The organism is Actinomycetota bacterium (genome assembly GCA_005888325.1).
Taxonomy (GTDB): domain Bacteria; phylum Actinomycetota; class Acidimicrobiia; order Acidimicrobiales; family AC-14; genus AC-14.
Map to the genome: position 1 here is coordinate 35,557 of VAWU01000057.1, position 21,091 is coordinate 56,647.

Genomic DNA, 21,091 nt, shown 5'->3' on the forward strand with positions numbered 1-21,091 from the left:
GCGCCCAACTCTATCTTGCATTTGCGGTAGCAGGAGAGTGTGAAGCTCGCGTTTGCGGTAGTGGGTCAGTTTGAGGCTCTCGCGCCCCGGGCGGGCGCTCGCCTCAGGGCGTTCGAGGGGCGAAGAGCTCGAGCTGGATGTTGTCAGGATCGCGGAACACGAGGACTGCACCGTAGGGCTCATCCGCGATCGGTGACTGGGTGAGGGGCTTGTCGGCGACATCGGCGCGGACGACACCGTTGGACTCGAGGTGGTCCTGCCAGGCCTGAAGGTCGCCGCGGTCCGGGACGACGAAGCCCGCGTGATCGAGGCCGGTGGTCGTCTCGCCGAACAGCGTGCCGTCGTTGGTCTCGTGTCGGTGCAGCACGATCATGAGCTGGTGGGTGTCGTCGGCAAGGAGCTTCCCGACCCCACCCGGATGGGGCACGTCGGTCTGGAAGCGGACGCCGAACACCGCTTCGTACCAACGAACGCTGGCGTCGACGTCGGTGACGGTCAGCGCGAGGTGATGCAGCCGGGCGGATGTGATGGTCATGATCGGGTTCCTTTGGTAGTGGACCTTGGCTTCGCCCGCTTCGTCGGCGTGCGATTCGACTGGCAGTAGGTGAGGAACATCGTCACGAGATCGTCGACCAGCCGGGCCCAGCGGTCTCCGCCCGGGTCGTTCGAGATCTGCTGGTCGACGACACCGGTGGTCAACGCGGTCCACATGTCGATGTGGCGTTGATCGGTGACGCCGTTGAGGGCCAAGCGCTCACGCACCGCTTCGAGCGCGCGCACCGCCGGCGCAAACGCCTCGGGAGTGGGCTCGAATCCGGGGATGGTGCGTTGGAACAGCAGTTGGTAGCGGGCGACGTCGCTCGCGCAGAAGTCGACGAAGCGGTGCACACCTCCGGCGAGCACGGCGCGGGGATCCTCGGTGTCGTAGGGCTCGGTCATCCGGTCGGCGAACTCGGTGGCCGCCCGGCCGAACATGGCGTCGTAGATCGCGTTCTTCGAATCGAGATACGCGTAGATCGTCGGCGTCGTTATCCCCGCCCGCTTCGCCAGGTCTCGTAGCGACAGCGCGGCCAGCCCCTCGTCGCGGACGAGGTCCCAGGCCGCGTCCACGATCGCGTCGCGCGCCGATCGCCGCCGCGCGTCGCGCCATTCGTCTGACACCGGTGCCTTAGACATTGCTCGTTATATCTATACGCTGTATAAGGGTAGCGGTCAAGCCCGGCTGTTCGGTGTCGTCGTCACGCCACCAGCTCCGCGGCGGGGCAGAGCTCCGGGTCGGGCTGGAGCGGCGGGCCGTCGACCGCGCAGTGCACCCGGCGGGCGGTGCGCCGCCCGACGGTCTGCGGACGGAGGCCGATGAAGCCCAGCGGCGCCGCAGCCGCGGCAACGACCGCGGCGACGACGAGTGAGACCCGGAAGGCGTGCGTGACCTGAGCGGCGCCCGTCGCGACCGACAGGCCCGAGATGACGGGGACCACCGCGAGGGCGGCGAGGCTCGCGGTTCGCGCAATGGCGTTGTTCACTCCGGACGCCACGCTCGCGTGGTCGGGGTCGACCGAACCCATGACCGTGGCCGTGAGCGGTGCGACGAACAGCACGAGCCCGACTCCGAACACGAACGCCCCCGGCAGCACCTCCGTGGTCCACGATGCGCTCGGGCCGATGCGAGTGAGCAACAGCAGTCCGGCGCCGACGACGAGGGGCCCGACGGTGAGCTGCAGTCGGGGACCGATCCGCTGGGCCAGCGAGCCCGACGCGGACGAGAACGCGAACATCAGCACCGTCGCCGGTAGCAACGAGGTGCCCGCGCGCAACGCCGACCAGCCCGCGGCGACCTGCAGCTCATAGGCGACCAGGAAGAACGACACACCGAGCGCGGCGTACATCAGCACGGTCGCGAGGTTCGTCACGGTGAACTCGCGACGGCGGAACAGCGCGGGTGGCACGAGCGGATCGTGCGTGTGGAGCATGCGCCAGACGAAGGACGCGATGCCGGCCACGGCGAGCACACCCGCCCCGAGGACCGCGCTGTCGGTCCAACCCCTCGGCCCCGCTTCGGTGAGCGCCCAGGTGGCCGCACCGAGGCTCACCACGGCCAGGCCTGCCCCGACGAGGTCGAGGCCCCGGGCCGCGTGCGGGTCGCGCGTCTCCGGCACCGCCGCGTGCGCGCACGCGACGACGACCGCGGCGACAGGCAGGTTGATCAGGAACGCCCAGCGCCATCCCGGACCGTCGACGAGCCACCCGCCGAGGAACGGGCCGATCGCGCCGGCGACACCGCCCAGTCCCGACCACGCCCCGACGGCTGCGGCCCGGTCGCGCTCCCGGAAGCTCACCTGCAGGATCGCGAGGCTGCCGGGGGTGAGCAGCGCAGCTCCGATTCCCTGCATGACACGTGCTACCACGAGCACCTTGATGTTCGGCGCCGCACCGCACAGCAGTGACGCGGCCGCGAACCAGACCGTGCCGATCACGAACACCCGCCGCCGACCAAATCGGTCGCCGAGCGCGCCACCCAACAGGATCAGCGACGCGAGCGCGAGCAGGTACCCGGTCAGGACCCACTGCAACGAGCTGACGCTCGCGTGGAAGTCGTCCCCGATGTGTGGCAGCGCCACGTTGACCACAGTGGCGTCCAGCATCGCCATCCCACTCGCGGCGACCGTCGCCACGAGCGCGACGCGCCCCTTCGCCGAGTGCAGGACCAAACCGTCCGCGATCGCGCCCGTCGTGGCACTGGTCACCGCTGCGCGCCTCCTCCTGTCACCGGCCGCCAGTGTGCACCATGGCGTCCGTGAAGGGACCGGCGATCGATGAACAGAGCGATTGCCAGGATTAGCTTCTTGGGGATGTCGAGGTTCACCCGAGGGTTCACCGGACGCAGGCGCGGCGAGCCGGATCCTCGGCTGCCGCCCGGCCAGTACGACACCGGAAGGAGCTGGCCGGTGCTCACGGCCGAGGCCACGCCGAGGCTGTCCACCACGGACTGGTCGCTCGCGGTTGAAGGGCTCGTCGAGCGGCCGACGACCTGGACGTGGAGTGAGGTCCAGGCACTCGCGCCGTCGACATACGAAGGTGCCATCCATTGCGTCACCACGTGGTCGAAGTTCGACATGACCTTCAGGGGGGTCTCGGTCGACACCCTGCTCGAGATTGCCCGGCCGCTGGCGAACGCCACCCATGTGCTCGCGTTCTCCCACACCGGCTACACGACGAACCTCCCGCTGGCAGATGTGACGGACGGGCACGCGTGGGTCACCTGGGAGGTCGACGGAAAGCCCCTCCCCGTCGACCACGGCGGCCCGGCCCGGCTCCTCGTTCCCCACCTCTACTTCTGGAAGAGCGCCAAGTGGATCGCCGGCCTCCGCCTGCTCGACCACGACGAGCCCGGGTTCTGGGAGCGCAACGGCTACCACGACCGCGGCGACCCCTGGCTCGAGCAGCGCTACCAGGGCGACTGATCCATGGGCGCGGGTCAGACGCGGACGACGTGGCAGACCGCGACGCTGGTCGGCATCTCGAACGAGACGGGCAGCGCGAAGACCTTCCGGCTGCGCCTGCACCAGCCGACCCCGCACCTCGCCGGACAGCACTACGTCATCAGACTCACCGCACCGGACGGGTACACCGCATCGCGGTCCTACTCGATCGCCTCCGCGCCCGATGGTTCGGCCGAGCTCGACTTCACCGTCGAACGTCTGGACGACGGAGAGGTCTCGACTTTCCTCCACGACGTCGCCCAACCGGGTGACGATCTCGAGGTTCGCGGACCCATCGGCGGATGGTTCGTCTGGGAGGGCACGACCCCGGTGCTCCTCGTCGGCGGCGGATCCGGCGTGGTTCCGCTCATGGCCATGCTCCGCCTCGCCCGCCGTACCGGAAGGGCCGAGCTCGTCCGCCTCGTCCTCTCGGTCCGTACTCCCGACGACCTCTACTACGCCGCCGAGCTGCCCGGGCCCGAGACCACCGTCGTCTACACCCGCCGCAACCCGCCCGGCGCGGCGCGCCCACCCGGACGGCTCATCGCGTCCGACATTCCCCCCTTGCCCGATCGAGCGGCCACCGCCTACGTCTGTGGCTCGACCGGGTTCGCCGACCACGCCACCGACCTGCTCCTCGATTCCGGCATCCCCGCAACCGCCATTCGCGTCGAACGCTTCGGGCCCACCGGCGCCACCTGAGACAGCCGGTGGTGCACGGCGCCGATCGTCAGAGCTCGATCTCGGGGTAGAGCGGGTATCGGGCGAGGAGGTCGTCCACCCTGGAGCGCGCGGCCCGCACGATCTGCTCCTCGAGGCGGAACTGCACGAGTGAGGGCTTGCCCTGGTTCGGTCCGGATGCGACGACACCCGGGGACGCGCCGCCAAGGACGGAAGCGAGCACGTCCGCGATCTCGCGCATCTCCTCGGCGCCCATCCGGAGCGTGGTGACCGCGGGAGTGCCCAGCCGGAGGCCACTGGTGTACCAGGGGCCGTTCGTCTCGTCGGGGACGACGTTGCGGTTCAAGGTGATGCCCGCGGCCCGGCACGCGGACTCCGCCTGACGTCCGTTGAGCCCGAACGGACGGACATCGACGAGCACGAGGTGGTTGTCCGTTCCGCCCGTCACCACCGGGACATCGCCGGCGACCAGTGCTTCGGCGAGGACGCGCGCGTTCTCGACGACGGCCGACGCGTACGCCGCGAACGACGGCTGCGTCGCCTCGGCCAGCGCCACGGCCTTGGCCGCCATGACGTGGGGCAACGGGCCGCCGAGCACCAGCGGGCACCCGCGGTCGACGTGCTCGGCTAGCTCCCGACGGCAGAGCACGAGCCCGCCGCGCGGTCCGCGCAGGGTCTTGTGGGTCGTGGTGGTGACGATGTGCGCGTGGGGGACGGGGTCGTGGTCGCCGGTGAGGACCTTGCCGGCGACCAGCCCGGCGAAGTGCGCCATGTCGACCATGAACGTGGCGCCGACCTCGTCTGCGATCTCGCGCAGCACGCGGAAGTTCACGAGGCGGGGGTACGAGCTGTACCCCGCGATCAGGATCAGCGGTCGCTCCGTGCGCGCCCGCTGTCTGATGTCGTCGTAGTCGAGGAGCGACGTCCGCGGGTCGACTCCGTAGGAGCGGTGTCGGAACAGCTTTCCCGAGATGTTCGGGCGGAAGCCGTGGGTCAGGTGCCCTCCCGCATGCAGCGACATGCCGAGGAGCGTCTGGTTGCCCAGCTCCCGGCGCAGGCCCTCCCAGTCATCGTCGGACAGATTGTTCACGTGCTGGGCCTCGAGGCGTTTCAGAGCCGGCGACTCCACGCGCTGGGACAGCACCGCCCAGAAGGCGACCAGGTTGGCGTCGATCCCGCTGTGGGGCTGCGCGTACGCGTGCTCGGCGCCGAAGAGCGCGCACGCCAGCTCGTTCGCACGCGACTCGATCGCATCGACGTTGTCGCAGCCCGCGTACAGGCGGTGGCCCGGAGCGCCCTCGGCGTACTTGTCGCTCAGCCAGTTGCCCATCGCGAGCAGCACCGCGGGGCTGGCGAAGTTCTCGCTCGCGATCAGCTTGAGGTGGGTCCGCTGGTCGACGAGCTCACGCAGGACCGCGTCCGCGACGTCGGGTTCCACGCTGGCGACGGCGTCGAGCGCGGCGGCGAAGCCGATCGTCTCGCCTGACATTCCCTCGGTGCTGACGCCGAACCGAGCGAGATAGGTCTGTAACAAGCTGCCGACGGCCATGATGGCTCCTTGCTCCGCAGGGCCCAGGCGTTCGGCACGGCTCGAAGGTCGCTCCCCGGTGGTTGGCTCCACCTCGCAACGCCAGTCACGACCTCGGCGCGAGCGTACCGGGTGCATGCTCCGCGATCTGCTGCGAGGCCTCGCCCACGAACCGGGACTTGGTTTCGTAACGTCGTCACAATTAGGGCTGAGGGCGCGCCGGAGAAAGGCGCCGAGAGAAAGGCAGGGTCGTCATGGGGACGCTCGTCTCGTATCAGCTCGAAGGCTCCATCGCCACGATCACGATGGACGACGGGAAGGTGAACGCGCTGTCGGTTCAGATGCTCACGGAGCTCGGCGCGGCCCTCGATCGCGCCACCGCGGACCGGGCCGTCGTCGTGCTCACCGGCAGAGACGGCCTGTTCTCGGCCGGGTTCGATCTGGCGGTGCTCAGGGGCGGCGGCTCCGACGCGTCAGGCATGCTTCGAGCCGGCTTCGAGCTGGCGGAACGGCTCCTCTCGTTCCCGACGCCCGTGCTCATCGCGTGCACCGGCCACGCGGTGGCCATGGGTGTGTTCCTCCTGTTGTCGGGCGACTACCGAGTCGGTGCGGCCGGCCCTTACAAGATCACCGCCAACGAGGTCGCCATCGGTCTCACGATGCCGCGGGCCGCGGTCGAGATCTGCAGGCAACGGCTCACGCCCGCGCACTTCAACCGCGCGGTCGTCCTCGCGGAGGTCTTCTCTCCCGACGACGCGGTCGCGGCCGGCTTCTTGGATCGCGTCGTGCCGGCCTCCGAGCTGCGGGACGTTGCCCTGAGCGCGGCGGACCTGCTGGCCAAGCTCGACGGAGAGGCGCACGCCGCGAGCAAACGGCGCGCCCGGGACCGCTCGCTGCACGCGCTCCGGGCGGCCATCGAAGCCGACGACGCCGACTTCTCGGCGACGGCGTGAGCCGGACGTGACCGCCCCAACCAACCGTCGCGACAGGAGACCGTGGTGCCGAGAGCGAAGCAGCGGACGCCCGAGCTGCGAGACCGCGTCCTGCAGGTCGCGGTCGCGACGCTGGCCGACGAGGGGATCGCCGGTTTCACGGCCCGGCGGGTCGCGCAGCAGGCGGAGACGTCGACGCCGGCGGTCTACGAGCTGTTCGGAGACAAGGCCGGGCTCGTCCGGGAGGTGTTCTTCGAGGGCTTCCGACTGCTGCGGCGACGCTTCGACCGCGTCCAGATCTCCGACGATCCGCGTGCCGACCTGGTGCGTGTCATCCGGGTCTTCCGGGCGTTCGTGCGTGAGAACCCGGTGCTGGCCGAGGTGATGTTCTCCCGGCCCTTCGCCGACTTCGACCCGGGCCCCGCGGAGCTGACCGCAGGCAGCGCGGTCAGGGAGTTCATCGTGGCGCGCGTCCGGCGCGCCATCGACGCGGGCATCCTGCGCGGCGACGAGACCGACATCGCGCACGCGCTCGTCGCGCTCGCGCAGGGTTTGGCGGCCCAGGAGGCCGCGGGTTGGCTCGGCACGTCCAGGGCATCGGTCGATCGGCGCTGGAGCCTGGCCATCGACGCCGTGCTGGACGGCTTGCACCCCGCGTCCACCGCACGTGCGAGGCGGTGAACCCGCCTACCCGAGTCGGCGGTCGATGACAGCCGGCGCGCTCCCGGCGGTCACGGTCACCACGTCGAGGTCCCGAGCGACGACGACCTCGCCGGCGAACTGTCCGCGGGCCTCGTCGAGCAGGTCCTGCTCACCGCCCGCCGCGATCGGCGGCACACAGTGGGTGTACACGAGCGTGCGCACCCCCGCCCGTGACGCAGTGCGCAACGCGTCATCGGTGGAGCTGTGGTAGTCGAGGATGTCTTGGAACCGTTGCATCGGCACCCGCTCGATGAGCGAACGCCGCACCACGGTCTGCACGTACACGTCGGCGCCGGCGCAAAGGCGGTCGAGGCCCTCGCACGGGACCGTGTCGCCCGCGAGCACCACCGCCACGCCGTCGTGCTCGAACCGGTAACCCACCGTCGGCGCCACTGGTCGATGGTCGGTCGGTGCCGCGACGACGCGAACCGCGCTCTTCTCGAACGCGGTCCCATCGTCGACCTCGGTGACGTCGCAGGTGGGCTCCCAGTTGAGGTCGTCGTGATGGGCGAGCCGGTAGCCGATGTCGTCGCGCAGCATGTCGATCGTGCGGTCCACGAAGGCCGCCGTCCCCGGTGGGCCCACCACGCGGAGAGGTGCGTCCGCGAGCGACATGACCCACCTGGTCGTGAGGACGTCGTTGAAGTCGCAGACGTGGTCGGAGTGGAGGTGGGTGAGGAAGACGGCATCGAGCGCGGGCGGTCCGGTGCCGAGCGCGGCGAGACGCATCAGGACGCCTCGGCCACAGTCGACGAGAAGCTGGAGCCCACCGGCGCGCACCAGGGTGGCCGGCCCCGCCCGCTCGGGGTCGGGCAGGGGCGAGCCGGTTCCTAGCAGCACGACGTCCAACCCGGTCACTCCCTCGAGACGCGCTCAGCAGCAGCGGGCTGCGGCTTCGGGCACCGACGCGCAGGGCAACGAGGCCTCTGTCTCGTCGACGTGGGCGGACGACTGTCCGAAGCTGTCGCTGTCCTCGAGCACCGCGTAGATCTCCCACGAGCCGTCGGGCCCGTCGACCCAGACCTTGTCCTGGCGGGCGTAGCAACAAGTTCCGTTCTCCTCGACGGTGGCGACACCCCCGTCGGTCAGTCGGGCCTGGTGCGCGACGACCTCGTCGGTCGAGACGACCTCCACGCCCAGGTGGTTGAGGCGGCTGTCGGCACCGGCCTGCTCGAACAGCACGAGCTTGAGCGGGGGATCCGCGATGGCGAAGTTGGCGTAGCCGGGCTTGCGCTTGTTCGGCTCGGTCGCGAAGAGCTTGGAGTAGAAGCCGACGGCTTCGTCGATATCGGGGACGTTCAGTGCGAGTTGAAGCCGTGACATGGAAGGAAGCCTCCGATAGATTGACTGTTGTCGATCCGTTGACTCTTGCAAATGTATCGACGCCTGTCAATAGGTGGAGGAGCACTTCATGGCTGCCAAGCAGATGTCGGTCGTCCAGCTCGATGGCGTGGTGTGCTGCGCACCCGTGCTCGCGGCGCCGCTGGCCGAGGCCGAGGCCGAGGAGCTGGCGCGGGTGCTCGCGGCGCTGGCCGACCCGGTGCGGCTGCGGCTGCTCAGCCTCGTGGCCGCCGGCGGCGAGGTCTGCTCGTGCGATCTCGAGGGTCCGTTGGGCAAGTCGCAGCCGACCATCAGCCACCACACGAAGGCGCTGGCCGACGCCGGCCTGCTCGCGGGGGAGAAGCGCGGCCGCTGGATGATGTGGCGGGTGGTCCCCGAGCGACTCGCCGCCCTGCGGGCCGCCCTCTCGTAGCAACCGGGCGCCCTGGGGGCTCCTGTATAGGCCTTGACAGGCATATACGGGTAGAGGCATATTGTGACGTGTCACTGGACTCGTTCACGGTGCTCGCCGAGCCCACCCGGCGACGGATCCTCGACCGGCTGCGATCGTCGGAGAGCAGCGTCGGTGAGCTCGTGGAGGCGCTTTCGGTCAGCCAGCCCACGACGTCCAAGCACCTGAAGGTGCTGCGCGAAGCGGGCTTCGTCTCTTGCCGCACCGCGGCACAACACCGCATCTACCGGATCGAGACCGGTCCCTTCGAGACCCTCGCGGAGTGGCTCGAGCCGTACCGCCGCCTGTGGAGTCACCACCTCGACGCCCTCGAGCGTCACCTCGACGACAAGGAGTAGGAGCGATGGACCCAACCCATTTCGAGCCCGGCCCCCTCGCGCGGGTGGAGTGCCGTGCCCGCGGAGACGGTTGGGAGCTTGTGTTCGTGCGAGACCTGCGGCATCCACTGGAGAAGGTGTGGGCCGCGCTGACCGAGCCCGATCAACTCCGGGAGTGGGCGCCCTTCGCGGCCGACAGGAACCTCAGCCGCGTCGGCGATGCAACCTTGACGATGATCGACGCGGACACCTCCGCCGACCTCGAGGCCAAGGTGCGACGCGCCGAGCGTCCGACGCTGCTCGAATACGTCTGGGGGGGCGACGTGCTGCGCTGGGAGCTCGCGGCCACCGATGTCGGGACGCGCCTGACCCTGCGGCACACGACCAAGGACCGCGACCAGGTGCCGAAGGCGGCCGCGGGCTGGCACCTCTGCCTCGTCGTGGCCGATCGGGTGCTCGACGGACAGCCGGTGGGTCCGATCCGCGGGCAGGCCGCCATGAGCTACGGATGGGCGGAGTTGCGCGATGCGTACGCCGAGCGGTTGGGGATCACCGACGAAACGGCCTGATGAGCCCGCCGCCCCTCGAGCGGCGCCGAGCGCGACGGGCTACAGGCGCGACCGCAGCGTCGCCACGCCGTCGCCCGTGAGCCCGTCGGCTCCGGCGCCGCGGCCCGCGACGGCGAGCAAGATGGCGAGCGCAGGCCCCGTGACCTCGGGCCCGGTGCCCGCCGCCCAGTCCGCGTCGGTCGCCCGCAACGTGAGGCCTGCAGCGCGGTTCTTGCCTCCGATGAGCAGGTTGGACTTGCGGTACGAGTCGATCACCCGGGTCACCGCGTCGACCGGGTAGTCGTGGGCGATGGCGAGCGGGCGGCGGATGTCCTCGCTGTGCACGATCGTCTCCCCCAACCACGTGTCGACCGGGCCGGGTGGATGGGTGCTGCTGTCGACGTGCTCGCCGAACCGACGGAGGGTGTCGGCCGGCGTTCCCCCGCATTCCTGCGCGACGCCCTTGGCCGTCATGGCGTTGAAGCGGAAGCCGGAGCCGGCGAGGCGGGCGAAGAACTTCGGCGGCGTCATCGCCGCGGTCGAGGTCATGTGACCGAGCACCTCGCGCACCGTCCATCCTCCGCAGAGCGATGGTGTCGCCCACTGTTCATCGGTGAGCGACGCGAGATCCGCGGCAAGCGCCTTTCGCTCGGCATGGATCGTGGGCCAGGGGCTCGGCAGTGCCATGTTCGTCCTCCCGGGCGATCGATCGACCAGCACCGCGACGCTAATCGCACGCCGAGGGCCTTGACGAAGCCGCCGAGCTACGACTGGTCTTCGACGACGTCGAGGTCGGTGAAGGCCATCGGCCGGTCGACAGCGCGTTCTGCTTGCGGCCGAACTCGGCGGTCTCGGGCAGGTTGGAGTTCACCATGGCCGAGTCGTAGGAATCGAAGAACGCCAAGATCAGATAGCGCTCCGGGTCGTTGCGGTCGCGGGTGATGATCGACCGCCGCGGTGAGCTCGTCGAGCTTCGACGTGCGGCACTCGATGATCTGTATGAACTCCATGCACGGCCTCCCTCTTTCGTGTTCGTGTCGTGCCCACCAGCTCCGGTCACGTTAGGCACGCTCACGACAGCGGCTACCCTCCCTTCGGTCTCCCACGCACCGATGAGTTCTCCGTCGCCGCGCCGTCGGTCTCTCGAGAGCCGTGGAGATCGACCCCGAGGAGCCAATGCGATGAGTACCGAGACGACGACGACCAGTACGAGCACCGCCGCGTCCCGCCCGACACTGCTCGTGCGTCTCGCCGACTGGTCGTACCGCCGCCGGCGACGGGTGCTGGTGCTGTGGGTCGCGCTCCTCGTCGCCACGGTCTTCGCGGCGGGCGCCTTCGGTGGCGACTACAACTTCACGTTCAGCACGCCCGGCTCGGACTCCCAGAAGGCGCAGGACCTCCTCGAGCGCGGCTTCCGCGCCCGGGCCGGAGACGACGTCGACGTCGTCTTCCAGACGCGGCAGGGCAGGACCGTCGACGACCCCGCCGTGCAAGCGGCGATCGTTGACGCCCTCGGCCAGTTCGGCGGGCAGCCGCACGTGAGCGCGGTGGTCTCACCGTTCTCACCGGAGGGCACCCGGCAGATCGCGCCGAAGCGCACCATCGCCTACGGCACGCTTCGCCTCGACCAGACCGTCTCCGACTACAAGAAAGCCGACGCCAAGGCGCTCATCGCACTGGGCCGGAAGCTCGATCGGCCGGACCTCCAGGTCGAGCTGGCCGGTTTCGCGCTCAACGGTGCCGAGCAGACCCAGTTCAGCTCCGAGGGCATCGGCCTCCTGGTTGCGGCGCTGATCCTGCTCGTCAGCTTCGGCTCGCTGCTGGCCATGGGCCTGCCGATCCTCGTCGCGGTCGTCGGCCTCGGCATCGGCTTGAGCCTGATCACGCTCCTGGCCAACCTGCTCGAGGTGCCCGACTTCGCGCCGCAGGTGGCCGCGATGATCGGCATCGGCGTCGGGATCGACTACGTGCTCTTCATCGTCACCCGCTACCGCGCCGCGCTGCACACGGGGCTCGAGCCGCGGGCTGCCGTCATAACGTCGATCACCACCTCCGGGCGCGCGGTGATCTTCGCCGGTTGCACGGTGATCATCTCGCTCCTCGGCCTGTTCGTGATGAACCTCGGGTTTCTCCGCGGCCTTGCGGTCGGGGCCGTGTCCGCGGTGCTCGTCGTGATGCTGGCGTCGGTGACGCTGTTGCCGGCCATGCTCGGGTTCATCGGAACGAAGATCGACCGGCTGCGCCTGCCGTTCGTGAACCGCAAGGAGACCGGCGACCGAAGGTCGCTGTCCTACCGTTGGAGCCGCGTCGTGCAGCGCCACCCGTGGCCTGCCGCCATCGTGTGCCTCGTCGCGCTGCTCGCCCTGATCGCGCCCGCACGCCACATGCACTTCGGGTTTCCCGACGCCGGCAACTCGCCTGAGAGCTTCACCACCCGCCGCGCCTACGACCTCTTGAGCCGAGGTTTCGGGCCCGGCTTCAACGGCCCGCTGCTGGTGGTCGCCACCGCCGACGGCAAGGAGCCCGCCACCGCCGTGGCGCCGGTCGCAGCCGCGCTGAGGTCGGACGCGGACGTGGCGTTCGTGAGCCCCCCCGTCGCGAGCCCCGACGGCAAGGTGGCGCTCCTGGTCGCGTATCCGAAGTCCTCGCCCCAGGCTCAGGCCACCCAGGACCTCGTCCGGCGGCTGCGCAAGAACGTCCTGCCCCAGGCGACCGCCGGCACCGGCGTCACCGTGCACCTCGGCGGTCCCACCGGCGCGAGCGTCGATGCGACGAGCTACGTGGCCGACCGTCTGGGTGTCTTCATCGGCGCGGTGATCGTGCTGTCGTTCCTGCTGCTGCTCGTCGTCTTCCGCTCGCTCCTCGTGCCGCTCAAGGCCGCGATCATGAACCTGTTGTCGGTCGGCGCCGCGTACGGCGTGGTGGCGATGATGGTGCAGGGCGGCTGGCTCGGCGGTCTCGTCGGCATCCACGACCCGGTGCCGATCCCCAGCTTCATCCCGATGATGATGTTCGCCATCCTGTTCGGGCTGTCGATGGACTACGAGGTCTTCCTGCTGTCACGCATCCGTGAGGAGTACGCACGGACCGGCGACAACGCGACGGCCGTCGCCGACGGCCTCGCGCACACGGCACGAGTGATCACCGCGGCCGCCGCGATCATGATCTCGGTCTTCCTCGCCTTCGTCCTCGCCCCCGAGGTCTTCCTGAAGATGATCGGAATCGGGTTGGCGACCGCGATCTTCGTCGACGCCACGCTCGTGCGGATGGTGTTGGTGCCTTCCACGATGGAGCTGCTCGGTGACGCGAACTGGTGGCTGCCGGAAGGTCTCGCCCGACGTCTGCCCACGTTCCACGTCGAGGGCGAGTCAGCCGAAGCCATCGAGGCCGAGCTCGAGGAGCTGCTCCACGCGGATGACGCACGGGGCGTCGTCACCGGCTGATCAGGAGGGTACGCCGGCGCTCGACTGGTGTTGCCGATCGGTGCCGGCAGGGGCGAACATGTGTTCGTGGCCAGCCAGGCGACGATCCTGCACGCCGACCTCGATGCCTTCTACGCCTCGGTCGAGCAACGGGACGACCCGGGTCTGCGCGACCGTCCCGTGATCGTTGGCGCCGGGGTCGTCCTGTCGGCCAGCTACGAGGCGAGGGCGTACGGCGTCCGCACCGCGATGGGCGGAGCGCAGGCCTGCCGGATGTGCCCACGAGCCGTCGTGGTCGAGCCCCGGATGTCGGCCTACTCCGACGCGAGCAAGGCGGTGTTCGAGGTGTTCGAACAGACGACGCCGCTGGTCGAGGGCCTGTCGATCGACGAAGCATTCCTCGACGTCGGCGGGTTGCGGCGCCTCTCCGGCACGCCCACCGAGATCGCCGTGCGGTTGCGTCGCGACGTGCTCGAGCGGGTCGGTCTGCCGATCACCGTTGGAGTGGCCAGGACCAAGTTCCTCGCCAAGGTGGCGAGCGGGGTGGCCAAGCCCGACGGGCTGCTGGTCGTGCCGCCCGACCGCGAGCTCGCCTTTCTCCACCCGCTCCCGGTCGAACGGCTCTGGGGCGTCGGCCCCGTGACCGCCACCGAGCTCCATGGCCGCGGCATCAACACCGTCGGCGAGGTCGCCGGCCTCGCCGAGGCCGCGCTGGTCTCGATCCTCGGTCGCGCGGCGGGCCGTCACCTCCACGCCCTCGCCCACAACCTCGACCCCCGGCCGGTGCAGGTCGGGCGGCGCCGGCGTTCGATCGGGTCGCAGCGCGCGCTCGGCCGCTCGCGGCGGTCACCCGATGCGGTCGACGCCGTGGTCGCGGGGCTCGTCGACCGCGTCACCCGCCGGATGCGAGCCGCCGGACGGGTCGGTCGCACGATCGTGCTCCGATTGCGCTTCGACGACTTCTCACGCGCGACCCGGTCGCACACCTTGTCTCGGGCCACCGCGCAGACCCAGCCCATCCTTCGCACCGCTCGCGTCCTTCTGACCGCGTGCATGCCGATGATCGAACGCCAGGGCCTCACGCTGGTCGGGGTCGCAGTCGGCAACCTCGACGACGACGGCGCGGTCCAGCTCGTGTTGCCGTTCGATCGTGACCGCGGCAGCGCTCTGGACACCGCGCTCGACGACGTGCGCGACCGGTTCGGGTCGGCCGCCGTCACCCGGGCCGTGCTGTTGGGGCGCGACCAGGGCCTTTCGGTGCCGATGCTGCCCGATTGAGGAGGCAGCGGGCGATTGTCGCGGTGAGTTCCGCCTGCGCGACCCGTCCTCTCCATGTGGACACGACCGATGGGGCGACGACGGTCCTGTTGATCGTCCACGGCGACGTCGAGGTCGTCCTCGGCAAGGTGGTCGGCCCGCGACCCGACCTCGTCCTAGTGGACTCCCTGGCCCGGCTCGAGCTCGCGGCCCGCCGGCTGGGCTGCTCGATCCGGCTGCGCGACCCGCGCGCGGAGCTGTGCGAGCTGCTCGAGCTGGTCGGGTTGTCGGAGCTACTGGCGCTCGAGGCGCGCCGGGAGGTCGAAGGCGGCGAACAGCTCGGGGTAGAGGAAGTGGTGCAACCCGGAGATCCGGCCGTCTGAGATCTCGACCACGTGGACGTTGAAGGGCTCGTGGATCCCCGGTGCCACCTGCTTGTAGCTGCCGAAGGCCGCGCACCCGTTGGCCGCGGTGGCCACCAGGCGGGCGCCCCGGCACCCGATGCCCTGCCCGAGGTACCACTTGCTGATCTCGACCGGTCCCTGCAGCCACAGTGGATGGGGTGGCATGGTGAACGTGGCGTCCTCGTGAAGAAGCGAGACGAGCGACGTGATGTCGTAGCGCTCGAAGGCGTCGACGTACCGGGCCAGGAGCTCTCGCTGCTCGTCGTCCATCGCGGTCGGGCGGGTCGTGTCGGCGTCGACGGACTCGAGCGTGGCGCGGGCGCGTTGGAGCGCGCTGTTCACCGAGACGACGCTGGTGCCGAGCAGCTCGGCCACCTCGCTGGCCTGCCAGCGAAGCACCTCGCGCAGGATCAGCACCGCGCGCTGCCGCGGCGGCAGATGCTGCAGGGCGGCCACGAAGGCGAGGCGGATCGAGTCGCGGGCCGCGGCCAGGTCGGCGGGATCGCCGTTGGCGGGAAGCACGCGCGCATCCGGCACGGGCTGGACCCATGTGTGCTCGGGCAGACCCGCAGGCAGCACGGAGTCGGCGGTGGACGACGGCCCCAGGTCCATCGGCCGCGCCCGGCGCTGCGGCCCGTGCAGCATGTCGAGGCACACGTTGGTGGCGATTCGGTAGAGCCACGACCGCAGGGCCGAGCGCCCCTCGAACTTGTCGATGCCCCGCCAGGCCCGCACCATCGTCTCCTGCACCGCGTCCTCGGCCTCGAAGCCCGAGCCCAGCATCCGGTAGCAGTAGGCCGTCAGCTCCCGACGGTATGTCTCGAGCTCCGGCTCGATCGTGCCCGCCTCAGGGCGGGTCTCACCTGCGATGACGTCGGGGCCAGCGGGACGAGCTCGCATGGTCGGCCATGCTAGGGGCGTTCGGCGGGATTGCTACGCGTCGAAGTGGAGTCTGATCATCGAACGGCCGACGGCAGCGAGCTCTGCGGCCGTGGGCCGGTGACCCTCGGCGACGGCCAGACCGAGCTTTCGCGGCCCGACCTCTCGTATCGCGACGGCCAGCGCGGACCCGACCTGGTCGGGGTCCTCCACCAGCTCGGCCCGGGCGGGCCGCGCCTGGCCGGCCCGCATCACGATCACCTCGGCTCCGCCCGCGAAGTTGAGCCGCCACGGTCGGTCGGTGAACACCGACGGGACGCCCGCGACATCGTGGACGCCGACCGGGATGTCGCGCCGTCTCCCGCTGTGCCGCCCGTGGTAGCGGAGCACGGCGAGGGGTTCCATCCGCCGTCCGAGGCGCGAACGGATCGCGACGCGCATCAACGGGTTGAAAAGCCGCATGAGCCGGGCCGGCGGCGGCTTCGACCGCACGGACGGGATTGTCGTGTCCTGCGCCTGATTATTCATTAGACTTCGAGTCTCATGAAAACGAACGTTCCTGTCAAGCGCGCGTATCGGTCCGCGCTGCGCCGGTCGCAGGCCGAGTCGACCCGGATGTCGACGATTCGCGCCGCGACCGAGCTGTTCGTCGACGAGGGCTACGGGCCGGTCTCGATCGACGCCATCGCCTCCGCCGCGGGCGTGAGCCGGGCCACGGTGTTCAACGCGTTCGGCGGCAAGCCGTCGTTGTTACGGGCCGCGTACGACGTCGCCATCGTCGGCGACGACGAGCCCGTGCCGCTGCCGGAGCGCCCGTGGGCGCGACCGGTGCGCGAAGCGCCCGATGCCCGCACGATGCTCGTTCGGTACGCTCACATGGTCACCGTCATCGACCGGCGGGTCGCCGGGATCTACGAGGTGATGAGGGGGGCTGCGAGCGCGCACGCCGACGTGCGCGAGCACTGGGACCAGATCCGAGGTGAGCGGCGCGCCGGCGCGGGCAACGTCATCCGCATGCTCCTGGAGCGAGGGCGACTGGGCGCGGGCCTCACGAAGCGCGCCGCGGCCGACGTCGTGTTCGTCCTCATCGACCCGGGCCTGTACCACCAGCTGGTCGAGGAGCAGCGCTGGGGCCCGGCGACCTTCGAGCGATGGTTGGGCGAGACCCTGCAGATGCAGTTGCTGCCGCCGAACCGCCGCTGACGAGCGCGGCGCGGAGGCGCTCACGAGGGCGGTCGCTCAGCGACGCTCCCTCTTTCTCGGGGGCACCTGGAACGGCGCCTCGATCAGTGCCTTGAACATCGCGTCGTCGGGCTGGCGCGGCTCGTTGAGGCGCTGGAGGTACAGCTTGAGGGCCGCCCTCGCCGGCGCCACCTGCTCCCCCCGCAACCCCACCGAGCGCTTCAACGCGTCCTTCGCCGCGGCCACCCGCTCTTTGCGGAGCGCGCGCTCCTCGTCGGACACTTCCCGCCGTGCCGCGGGCTTGTCGGTGGTGGTCGGGCTGCCCGTGGCGGTGTCTCGGACGGTGAGCTTGGTGCGGATGGCCATGCCCTCATCCTACGACGCCGGGTAGACGACGTCGGGGGCTGTGGCCAACGCACGATGTCGCGCTGGACGGCGGCCACCCGCGTTCGACAGCCTGTCCGACCGTGACCCCACCTTCCGACCGTATCGACCCCCTCGTCGGCTTCCGTCTCGACGGCAAGGTTGCCGTCGTCACCGGCGCGAGCTCCGGCATCGGTGCCCGTTTCGCGCGCGTGCTCGACGCTCTCGGTGCGACAGTCGTCGTCTCCGGCCGACGCACCGAACGCATTGAAGCGCTCGCCGCGTCGCTGGAGCGTGGCGACGCCGTCGCTTGCGACGTAAGCGAGCGCGGCGCGTCCGCGGCTCTCGTCGCGACCACCCTCGACCACCATCAGCGGGTCGATGTCGTGGTGGCGAACGCGGGGATCAGCGCGGTGCTTCCTGCGCTCCGCGAGTCCGCCGCCGGCTTCGCGGAGGTGGTGGGTGTCGACCTCATCGCTCCGTTCGAGCTGGCGCAGGCGGCCGCGGCGCACATGCGCACGGCCGGACAGGGTGGTGCCATCGTCAACGTCGCGTCAGCAGCTGCGTTCCGGTCGACGCCCCTGCTCCCGCAGGCCAGCTACGTGGCCTCCAAGTCGGGGCTGGTCGGACTCACACGCGAGCTCGCGCTGCAGTGGGCGCGTTACGGGATCCGCGTCAACGCGATCTGCCCGGGCATGTTCCCGAGCGAGATGACCGCGGAGCTCGTCGACTCCGAGGAGCTGCGCGCCGCCTACGAGGCGCGTGTGCCGCTCGCGCGTGTGGGACAACCTCATGAGCTCGACGCGGCGATGGCGTTCCTCGTCAGCCCCGCGAGCAGCTACATGACCGGTCAGACGCTCGTCGTCGACGGCGGCAGCGGGCTGTAGCCACAGAGCCTCAGGCCGTGACCCAGTCTCAGGCCGTGACCCAGATCAGCGTCTCGGCGCCGGCCGGTCCGGCGGTCAGCTTCGGTGACCCGGCACCCTGGAGCCGGACCGCGTCGCCTGCGACGAGCGGACCCGCGCCTTCGAGGCCGACCTCACCGACGGCGACGAAGAGATGCACGTTGCGGCCGTCGGGAACCGAGACCGTCTCGCCCGGCTTGAGCCGGCCGCCCCAGAGCACGGCGTCCTTCTGGCGGAGCGAGATGGCCGCGTCGTGGCCCTCGCCCGACGCGATCGGGTGCAGGCCGCCGTGGTCGAGCTCACCGTTGATGTCGAGCTGCTCGTAGCCGGGCGTGACCCGCTCGGTGTCGGGGAGCACCCACATCTGGATGAAGTGCACACCGTCGTCGCCCGACGGGTTCATCTCCGAGTGCCAGATGCCCGTGCCCGCGCTCATCCGCTGCGCGAGCCCGGGGTAGAGCTCCCCGCGGTTGCCCTCGGAGTCCTTGTGCTCGAGCCGGCCGGAGAGCACCCACGTGACGATCTCCATGTCCTGGTGCGGGTGGGTGCTGAAGCCGGTTCCGGCCGCGACCCGGTCGTCGTTGGAGACGAGCAACAGACCGTGGTGCGTGTTCCCGGGGTCGTAGTTGTGACCGAAGCTGAAGCTGTGACGGCTGTCCAGCCAGCCGAGCTTGGTGTGCGGGCGGGTGTCGGCCCTGCGGACGTCGATCGCGGTGCTCATCTCAGGTTCCTTCCGAACGAGCGGGTGGTAGCCCCTGCAACTCGCGTTCATGTGGAACTATTCCAGTATGACAAAGCCGGGGCCCGAAGCGCTCGACGTGTGGACGGCGCTGCTGATCGCCCATCGCCGTCTGACCACGCAGCTCGATGGCGAGCTGCGAGCCGCGGCGGACATGACCCTCGACGAGTACGACGTGCTGTACCAGCTCCGCGGCGCGGGTCGTGCGCTCCGTATGTCGGAGCTCGCGGCGCGGGTGCTCATCAGCCGGCCGTCGACGACCCGCGTCGCTGACCACCTCGTGCGCCGAGGATGGCTGGAGCGTCGGTACGACGACGCCGACCGACGGGTCGTGCTCGTGGGGCTCACGCGGGAGGGCGGGCGCGCCCAAGCGCGGGCCGCCAGGCTGCATCTCGACGGGATCGCCCGCCTCGTCGAGTCTCCGCTCGCCGGTCACGAGTTGCACTGCGTCTCGGGGGCGCTGCGCGCGCTCGCTGCGAATCGCACGCCCGCGGCGAGAAGCCGGCTCGGTGGGGAGGCGCGGGCCCGGATGTGACGTGGGGGCGATCGCGCGGGTGCACCCTACACCGGTGGGGTGCCACCCTCCAGCTCGGCGGCCTCCAGACGCCTGGCCACATGCCGAAGCCCGAGCCCGCTCACGACGGCGCCGATCCCGACCAGGGTCATCTGCCCGATCTCGGTCCCGGTCACCGCGAGGTCATCGTGCACGCCCTTCACCTCGGGGGCGGCACGACGGGTGGGCGCCACCGCAGGCTCGACGGGCGCCGCCAGCTCCGAGGCGACCTCGGGAGGGTGGGTGGGTGGAGGCGGTGCGGACGAGGGCGGGGGGGTCCCGGCCCGGAGCGGGGCAACGCTGCGGATGCGTGGCGTCGCCCAGATCACGCCGGCGCCGCAGGTCGACAGCCTCACGAACGCGCGGCGGTCCAGCTGCGACGGTTCGCTGCGACGAATCGTGCCCTCCCCACCCACGGTGCGTAGTCGCTTCCCCCGCAGGTCACGACGCAAACGTTCGGGCCCGGGGCCACGCACCCTGGTCTCGACTGCAGGCACGTTCGAGCCGGAGGGTGACCCGTCGCTACCTCGCGATCGCGATGGGCGGAGCGTTCGGCGCAGCCCTCCGATGGGCGGTCGCGGCCGCCTGGAACCACGGCGGTGCGTTCCCGTGGCCGACGTTCGCCGTCAACGTCGTCGGGTGCGGCGCGCTCGGAGTCGTCCTGGCCGAGGAGTGGGGCCACCCTCGCAGCCATCTCGCGTTGCACGACTTCGCCGGCATCGGCTTCTGCGGAGGTCTCACGACCTTCTCCACCTTCGCGGTCGAGTCGGTCGACCTGGTCGACGCCGGCCGGGCGTGGCTGGCGTTCGGCTACGTCGTCGGGAGCCTCGCAGCCGGCCTCGGCGCCTACATCCTCGCCGGCGAGTCGACACGGCGGGTCCGCGCCCGGTTCGGCCCAGAGGCCGCGCCCAGCGCCCTCGCCCTCCCGCTGGAGGAGGAGCCGTGACGGTCGCGGCGGCGTTCGTCGCGCTGGCCGGGTTGGGAGCGGTGGCCCGAGCGTGGCCGGCCACAAACTCAACCGACCCGACGGGTTCCTCGCGGCACCTTCGTCGTCAACGTGGCCGGCAGCACGGTGCTCGGGCTGCTCCACGGCGTGGGCGCACCGGCGATCACGCTGCTCGTCTCGGGCACGCGGCCGTCCGGGGCGTCTACTCGATGGTCACCTTCGCCGCGACCTCGGGATGACGCTCGAGCCAGCGACGGGCGAAGGGGCACAACGGCGCAACGGTCAGGCCCTGCTCGACCGCGCGCTCGATCGCGGCGTTGACGAGCATGCCGCCGACGCCTCGTCCTTCGAGCTCGTCGGGCACACCGGTGTGCACCAGGACGAGGCGGTCACCCCGCCGCCGGTAGACGAGCTCGGCGACGTGGCCGCCGATGGAGAGCTCGAAACGGCTCGCCGCCTCGT

Annotated in this window: 26 protein-coding genes and 1 pseudogene; 14 read left to right on the forward strand and 13 right to left on the reverse strand. The window is 70.5% G+C overall.

Translation table 11 applies throughout. The annotated features are described in order from the left end of the window. Window positions 1-103: 103 nt before the first annotated feature. From E6G06_16785 to E6G06_16795, 3 genes are all read right to left on the reverse strand, one after another. Window positions 104-535 carry a VOC family protein gene (locus tag E6G06_16785; GenBank protein ID TML88099.1) on the reverse strand — a complete coding sequence of 144 codons (432 nt, stop codon included), beginning with the start codon at window positions 533-535 and terminating at the stop codon, window positions 104-106. Beyond that, complete coding sequence (locus tag E6G06_16790) at window positions 532-1,176, reverse strand: TetR/AcrR family transcriptional regulator (GenBank protein TML88100.1); 645 nt, start codon at window positions 1,174-1,176, stop codon at window positions 532-534. Before E6G06_16790 ends, E6G06_16785 begins: the two co-directional genes overlap by 4 nt. A 62-nt stretch (window positions 1,177-1,238) precedes the next feature. After that, entirely contained in the window at window positions 1,239-2,648 is a 1,410-nt protein-coding gene (locus tag E6G06_16795; protein ID TML88121.1) for a DHA2 family efflux MFS transporter permease subunit, read from the reverse strand. A 201-nt stretch (window positions 2,649-2,849) separates the two neighbouring features. Between E6G06_16795 and E6G06_16800 the strand changes: the two genes are divergently transcribed. Together E6G06_16800 and E6G06_16805 are read left to right on the forward strand one after the other, a co-directional pair. Then, window positions 2,850-3,461 carry a sulfite oxidase-like oxidoreductase gene (locus tag E6G06_16800; protein TML88101.1) on the forward strand — a complete coding sequence of 204 codons (612 nt, stop codon included), beginning with the start codon at window positions 2,850-2,852 and terminating at the stop codon, window positions 3,459-3,461. Window positions 3,462-3,464: 3 nt separating this feature from the next. Next, entirely contained in the window at window positions 3,465-4,181 is a 717-nt protein-coding gene (locus E6G06_16805; protein TML88102.1) for an oxidoreductase, read from the forward strand. A 28-nt stretch (window positions 4,182-4,209) separates the two neighbouring features. Here the strand turns inward: E6G06_16805 and E6G06_16810 are convergent, their stop codons facing one another. After that, complete coding sequence (locus tag E6G06_16810) at window positions 4,210-5,709, reverse strand: glycine hydroxymethyltransferase (GenBank protein TML88103.1); 1,500 nt, start codon at window positions 5,707-5,709, stop codon at window positions 4,210-4,212. A 233-nt stretch (window positions 5,710-5,942) separates the two neighbouring features. Here E6G06_16810 and E6G06_16815 point away from each other — a divergent pair, with 233 nt between their 5' ends. Together E6G06_16815 and E6G06_16820 are read left to right on the forward strand one after the other, a co-directional pair. Continuing rightward, window positions 5,943-6,641, forward strand: coding sequence for a crotonase/enoyl-CoA hydratase family protein (locus E6G06_16815; protein TML88104.1), 699 nt, complete (start codon window positions 5,943-5,945; stop codon window positions 6,639-6,641). Between the two features lie 45 nt (window positions 6,642-6,686). Then, window positions 6,687-7,301, forward strand: coding sequence for a TetR/AcrR family transcriptional regulator (locus tag E6G06_16820; protein TML88105.1), 615 nt, complete (start codon window positions 6,687-6,689; stop codon window positions 7,299-7,301). 6 nt (window positions 7,302-7,307) lie between these two features. Here E6G06_16820 and E6G06_16825 read toward each other — a convergent pair whose 3' ends face one another. Both E6G06_16825 and E6G06_16830 read right to left on the reverse strand, forming a co-directional pair. Next, window positions 7,308-8,171, reverse strand: coding sequence for an MBL fold metallo-hydrolase (locus E6G06_16825; protein TML88122.1), 864 nt, complete (start codon window positions 8,169-8,171; stop codon window positions 7,308-7,310). 24 nt (window positions 8,172-8,195) lie between these two features. Further along, window positions 8,196-8,645 (reverse strand): glyoxalase/bleomycin resistance/dioxygenase family protein, encoded by a 450-nt coding sequence (locus E6G06_16830; GenBank protein ID TML88106.1) that lies wholly within the window; start codon window positions 8,643-8,645, stop codon window positions 8,196-8,198. Window positions 8,646-8,733: 88 nt separating this feature from the next. Between E6G06_16830 and E6G06_16835 the strand changes: the two genes are divergently transcribed. The 3 genes from E6G06_16835 to E6G06_16845 all read left to right on the forward strand — a co-directional run bounded on the left by E6G06_16835 (window position 8,734) and on the right by E6G06_16845 (window position 10,000). Then, complete coding sequence (locus E6G06_16835) at window positions 8,734-9,075, forward strand: helix-turn-helix transcriptional regulator (protein ID TML88107.1); 342 nt, start codon at window positions 8,734-8,736, stop codon at window positions 9,073-9,075. Between the two features lie 68 nt (window positions 9,076-9,143). Then, complete coding sequence (locus E6G06_16840) at window positions 9,144-9,452, forward strand: winged helix-turn-helix transcriptional regulator (GenBank protein ID TML88108.1); 309 nt, start codon at window positions 9,144-9,146, stop codon at window positions 9,450-9,452. Window positions 9,453-9,457: 5 nt separating this feature from the next. Further along, complete coding sequence (locus E6G06_16845) at window positions 9,458-10,000, forward strand: SRPBCC family protein (protein TML88109.1); 543 nt, start codon at window positions 9,458-9,460, stop codon at window positions 9,998-10,000. Between the two features lie 39 nt (window positions 10,001-10,039). Here E6G06_16845 and E6G06_16850 read toward each other — a convergent pair whose 3' ends face one another. Then, window positions 10,040-10,666 carry a maleylpyruvate isomerase family mycothiol-dependent enzyme gene (locus E6G06_16850; GenBank protein ID TML88110.1) on the reverse strand — a complete coding sequence of 209 codons (627 nt, stop codon included), beginning with the start codon at window positions 10,664-10,666 and terminating at the stop codon, window positions 10,040-10,042. Between the two features lie 254 nt (window positions 10,667-10,920). Here E6G06_16850 and E6G06_16855 point away from each other — a divergent pair, with 254 nt between their 5' ends. The 3 genes and pseudogenes from E6G06_16855 to E6G06_16865 all read left to right on the forward strand — a co-directional run bounded on the left by E6G06_16855 (window position 10,921) and on the right by E6G06_16865 (window position 15,041). After that, window positions 10,921-13,422, forward strand: a complete 2,502-nt coding sequence (locus E6G06_16855; protein TML88111.1) for an MMPL family transporter — start codon at window positions 10,921-10,923, stop codon at window positions 13,420-13,422. Between the two features lie 60 nt (window positions 13,423-13,482). After that, window positions 13,483-14,679: a DNA polymerase IV gene (dinB, locus tag E6G06_16860; protein ID TML88123.1), complete on the forward strand. Its 1,197-nt coding sequence runs from the start codon at window positions 13,483-13,485 to the stop codon at window positions 14,677-14,679. Between the two features lie 158 nt (window positions 14,680-14,837). After that, window positions 14,838-15,041, forward strand: a pseudogene (locus tag E6G06_16865) (hypothetical protein). Here E6G06_16865 and E6G06_16870 read toward each other — a convergent pair. Beyond that, window positions 14,952-15,962: a sigma-70 family RNA polymerase sigma factor gene (locus E6G06_16870; GenBank protein TML88112.1), complete on the reverse strand. Its 1,011-nt coding sequence runs from the start codon at window positions 15,960-15,962 to the stop codon at window positions 14,952-14,954. The pseudogene E6G06_16865 and the gene E6G06_16870 overlap by 90 nt on opposite strands. A 33-nt stretch (window positions 15,963-15,995) precedes the next feature. Next, the gene (locus E6G06_16875) at window positions 15,996-16,433 is read right to left on the reverse strand and encodes a grhN (protein TML88113.1); all 438 of its coding nucleotides are present in this window, start codon (window positions 16,431-16,433) and stop codon (window positions 15,996-15,998) included. Between the two features lie 51 nt (window positions 16,434-16,484). On the opposite strand from E6G06_16875, the gene E6G06_16880 reads away from it, so the two are divergent. Beyond that, entirely contained in the window at window positions 16,485-17,144 is a 660-nt protein-coding gene (locus E6G06_16880) for a TetR/AcrR family transcriptional regulator (protein ID TML88114.1), read from the forward strand. 36 nt (window positions 17,145-17,180) lie between these two features. Here the strand turns inward: E6G06_16880 and E6G06_16885 are convergent, their stop codons facing one another. Next, window positions 17,181-17,489 (reverse strand): hypothetical protein, encoded by a 309-nt coding sequence (locus E6G06_16885; protein TML88115.1) that lies wholly within the window; start codon window positions 17,487-17,489, stop codon window positions 17,181-17,183. Window positions 17,490-17,611: 122 nt separating this feature from the next. Between E6G06_16885 and E6G06_16890 the strand changes: the two genes are divergently transcribed. After that, the gene (locus E6G06_16890; protein ID TML88124.1) at window positions 17,612-18,373 is read left to right on the forward strand and encodes an SDR family oxidoreductase; all 762 of its coding nucleotides are present in this window, start codon (window positions 17,612-17,614) and stop codon (window positions 18,371-18,373) included. A 28-nt stretch (window positions 18,374-18,401) separates the two neighbouring features. Here the strand turns inward: E6G06_16890 and E6G06_16895 are convergent, their stop codons facing one another. Then, the gene (locus E6G06_16895; protein TML88116.1) at window positions 18,402-19,112 is read right to left on the reverse strand and encodes a pirin family protein; all 711 of its coding nucleotides are present in this window, start codon (window positions 19,110-19,112) and stop codon (window positions 18,402-18,404) included. A gap of 49 nt (window positions 19,113-19,161) precedes the next feature. Between E6G06_16895 and E6G06_16900 the strand changes: the two genes are divergently transcribed. After that, window positions 19,162-19,665, forward strand: coding sequence for a MarR family transcriptional regulator (locus tag E6G06_16900; protein ID TML88117.1), 504 nt, complete (start codon window positions 19,162-19,164; stop codon window positions 19,663-19,665). Window positions 19,666-19,691: 26 nt separating this feature from the next. On the opposite strand, the gene E6G06_16905 is transcribed toward E6G06_16900, so the two are convergent. After that, window positions 19,692-20,039: a hypothetical protein gene (locus tag E6G06_16905; GenBank protein TML88118.1), complete on the reverse strand. Its 348-nt coding sequence runs from the start codon at window positions 20,037-20,039 to the stop codon at window positions 19,692-19,694. Between the two features lie 155 nt (window positions 20,040-20,194). Between E6G06_16905 and E6G06_16910 the strand changes: the two genes are divergently transcribed. Beyond that, complete coding sequence (locus E6G06_16910) at window positions 20,195-20,629, forward strand: CrcB family protein (protein TML88119.1); 435 nt, start codon at window positions 20,195-20,197, stop codon at window positions 20,627-20,629. Between the two features lie 202 nt (window positions 20,630-20,831). Here the strand turns inward: E6G06_16910 and E6G06_16915 are convergent. Further along, window positions 20,832-21,091, reverse strand: a 260-nt coding sequence (locus tag E6G06_16915; GenBank protein TML88120.1) for an N-acetyltransferase, incomplete at its 5' end; no start/stop codon positions are given.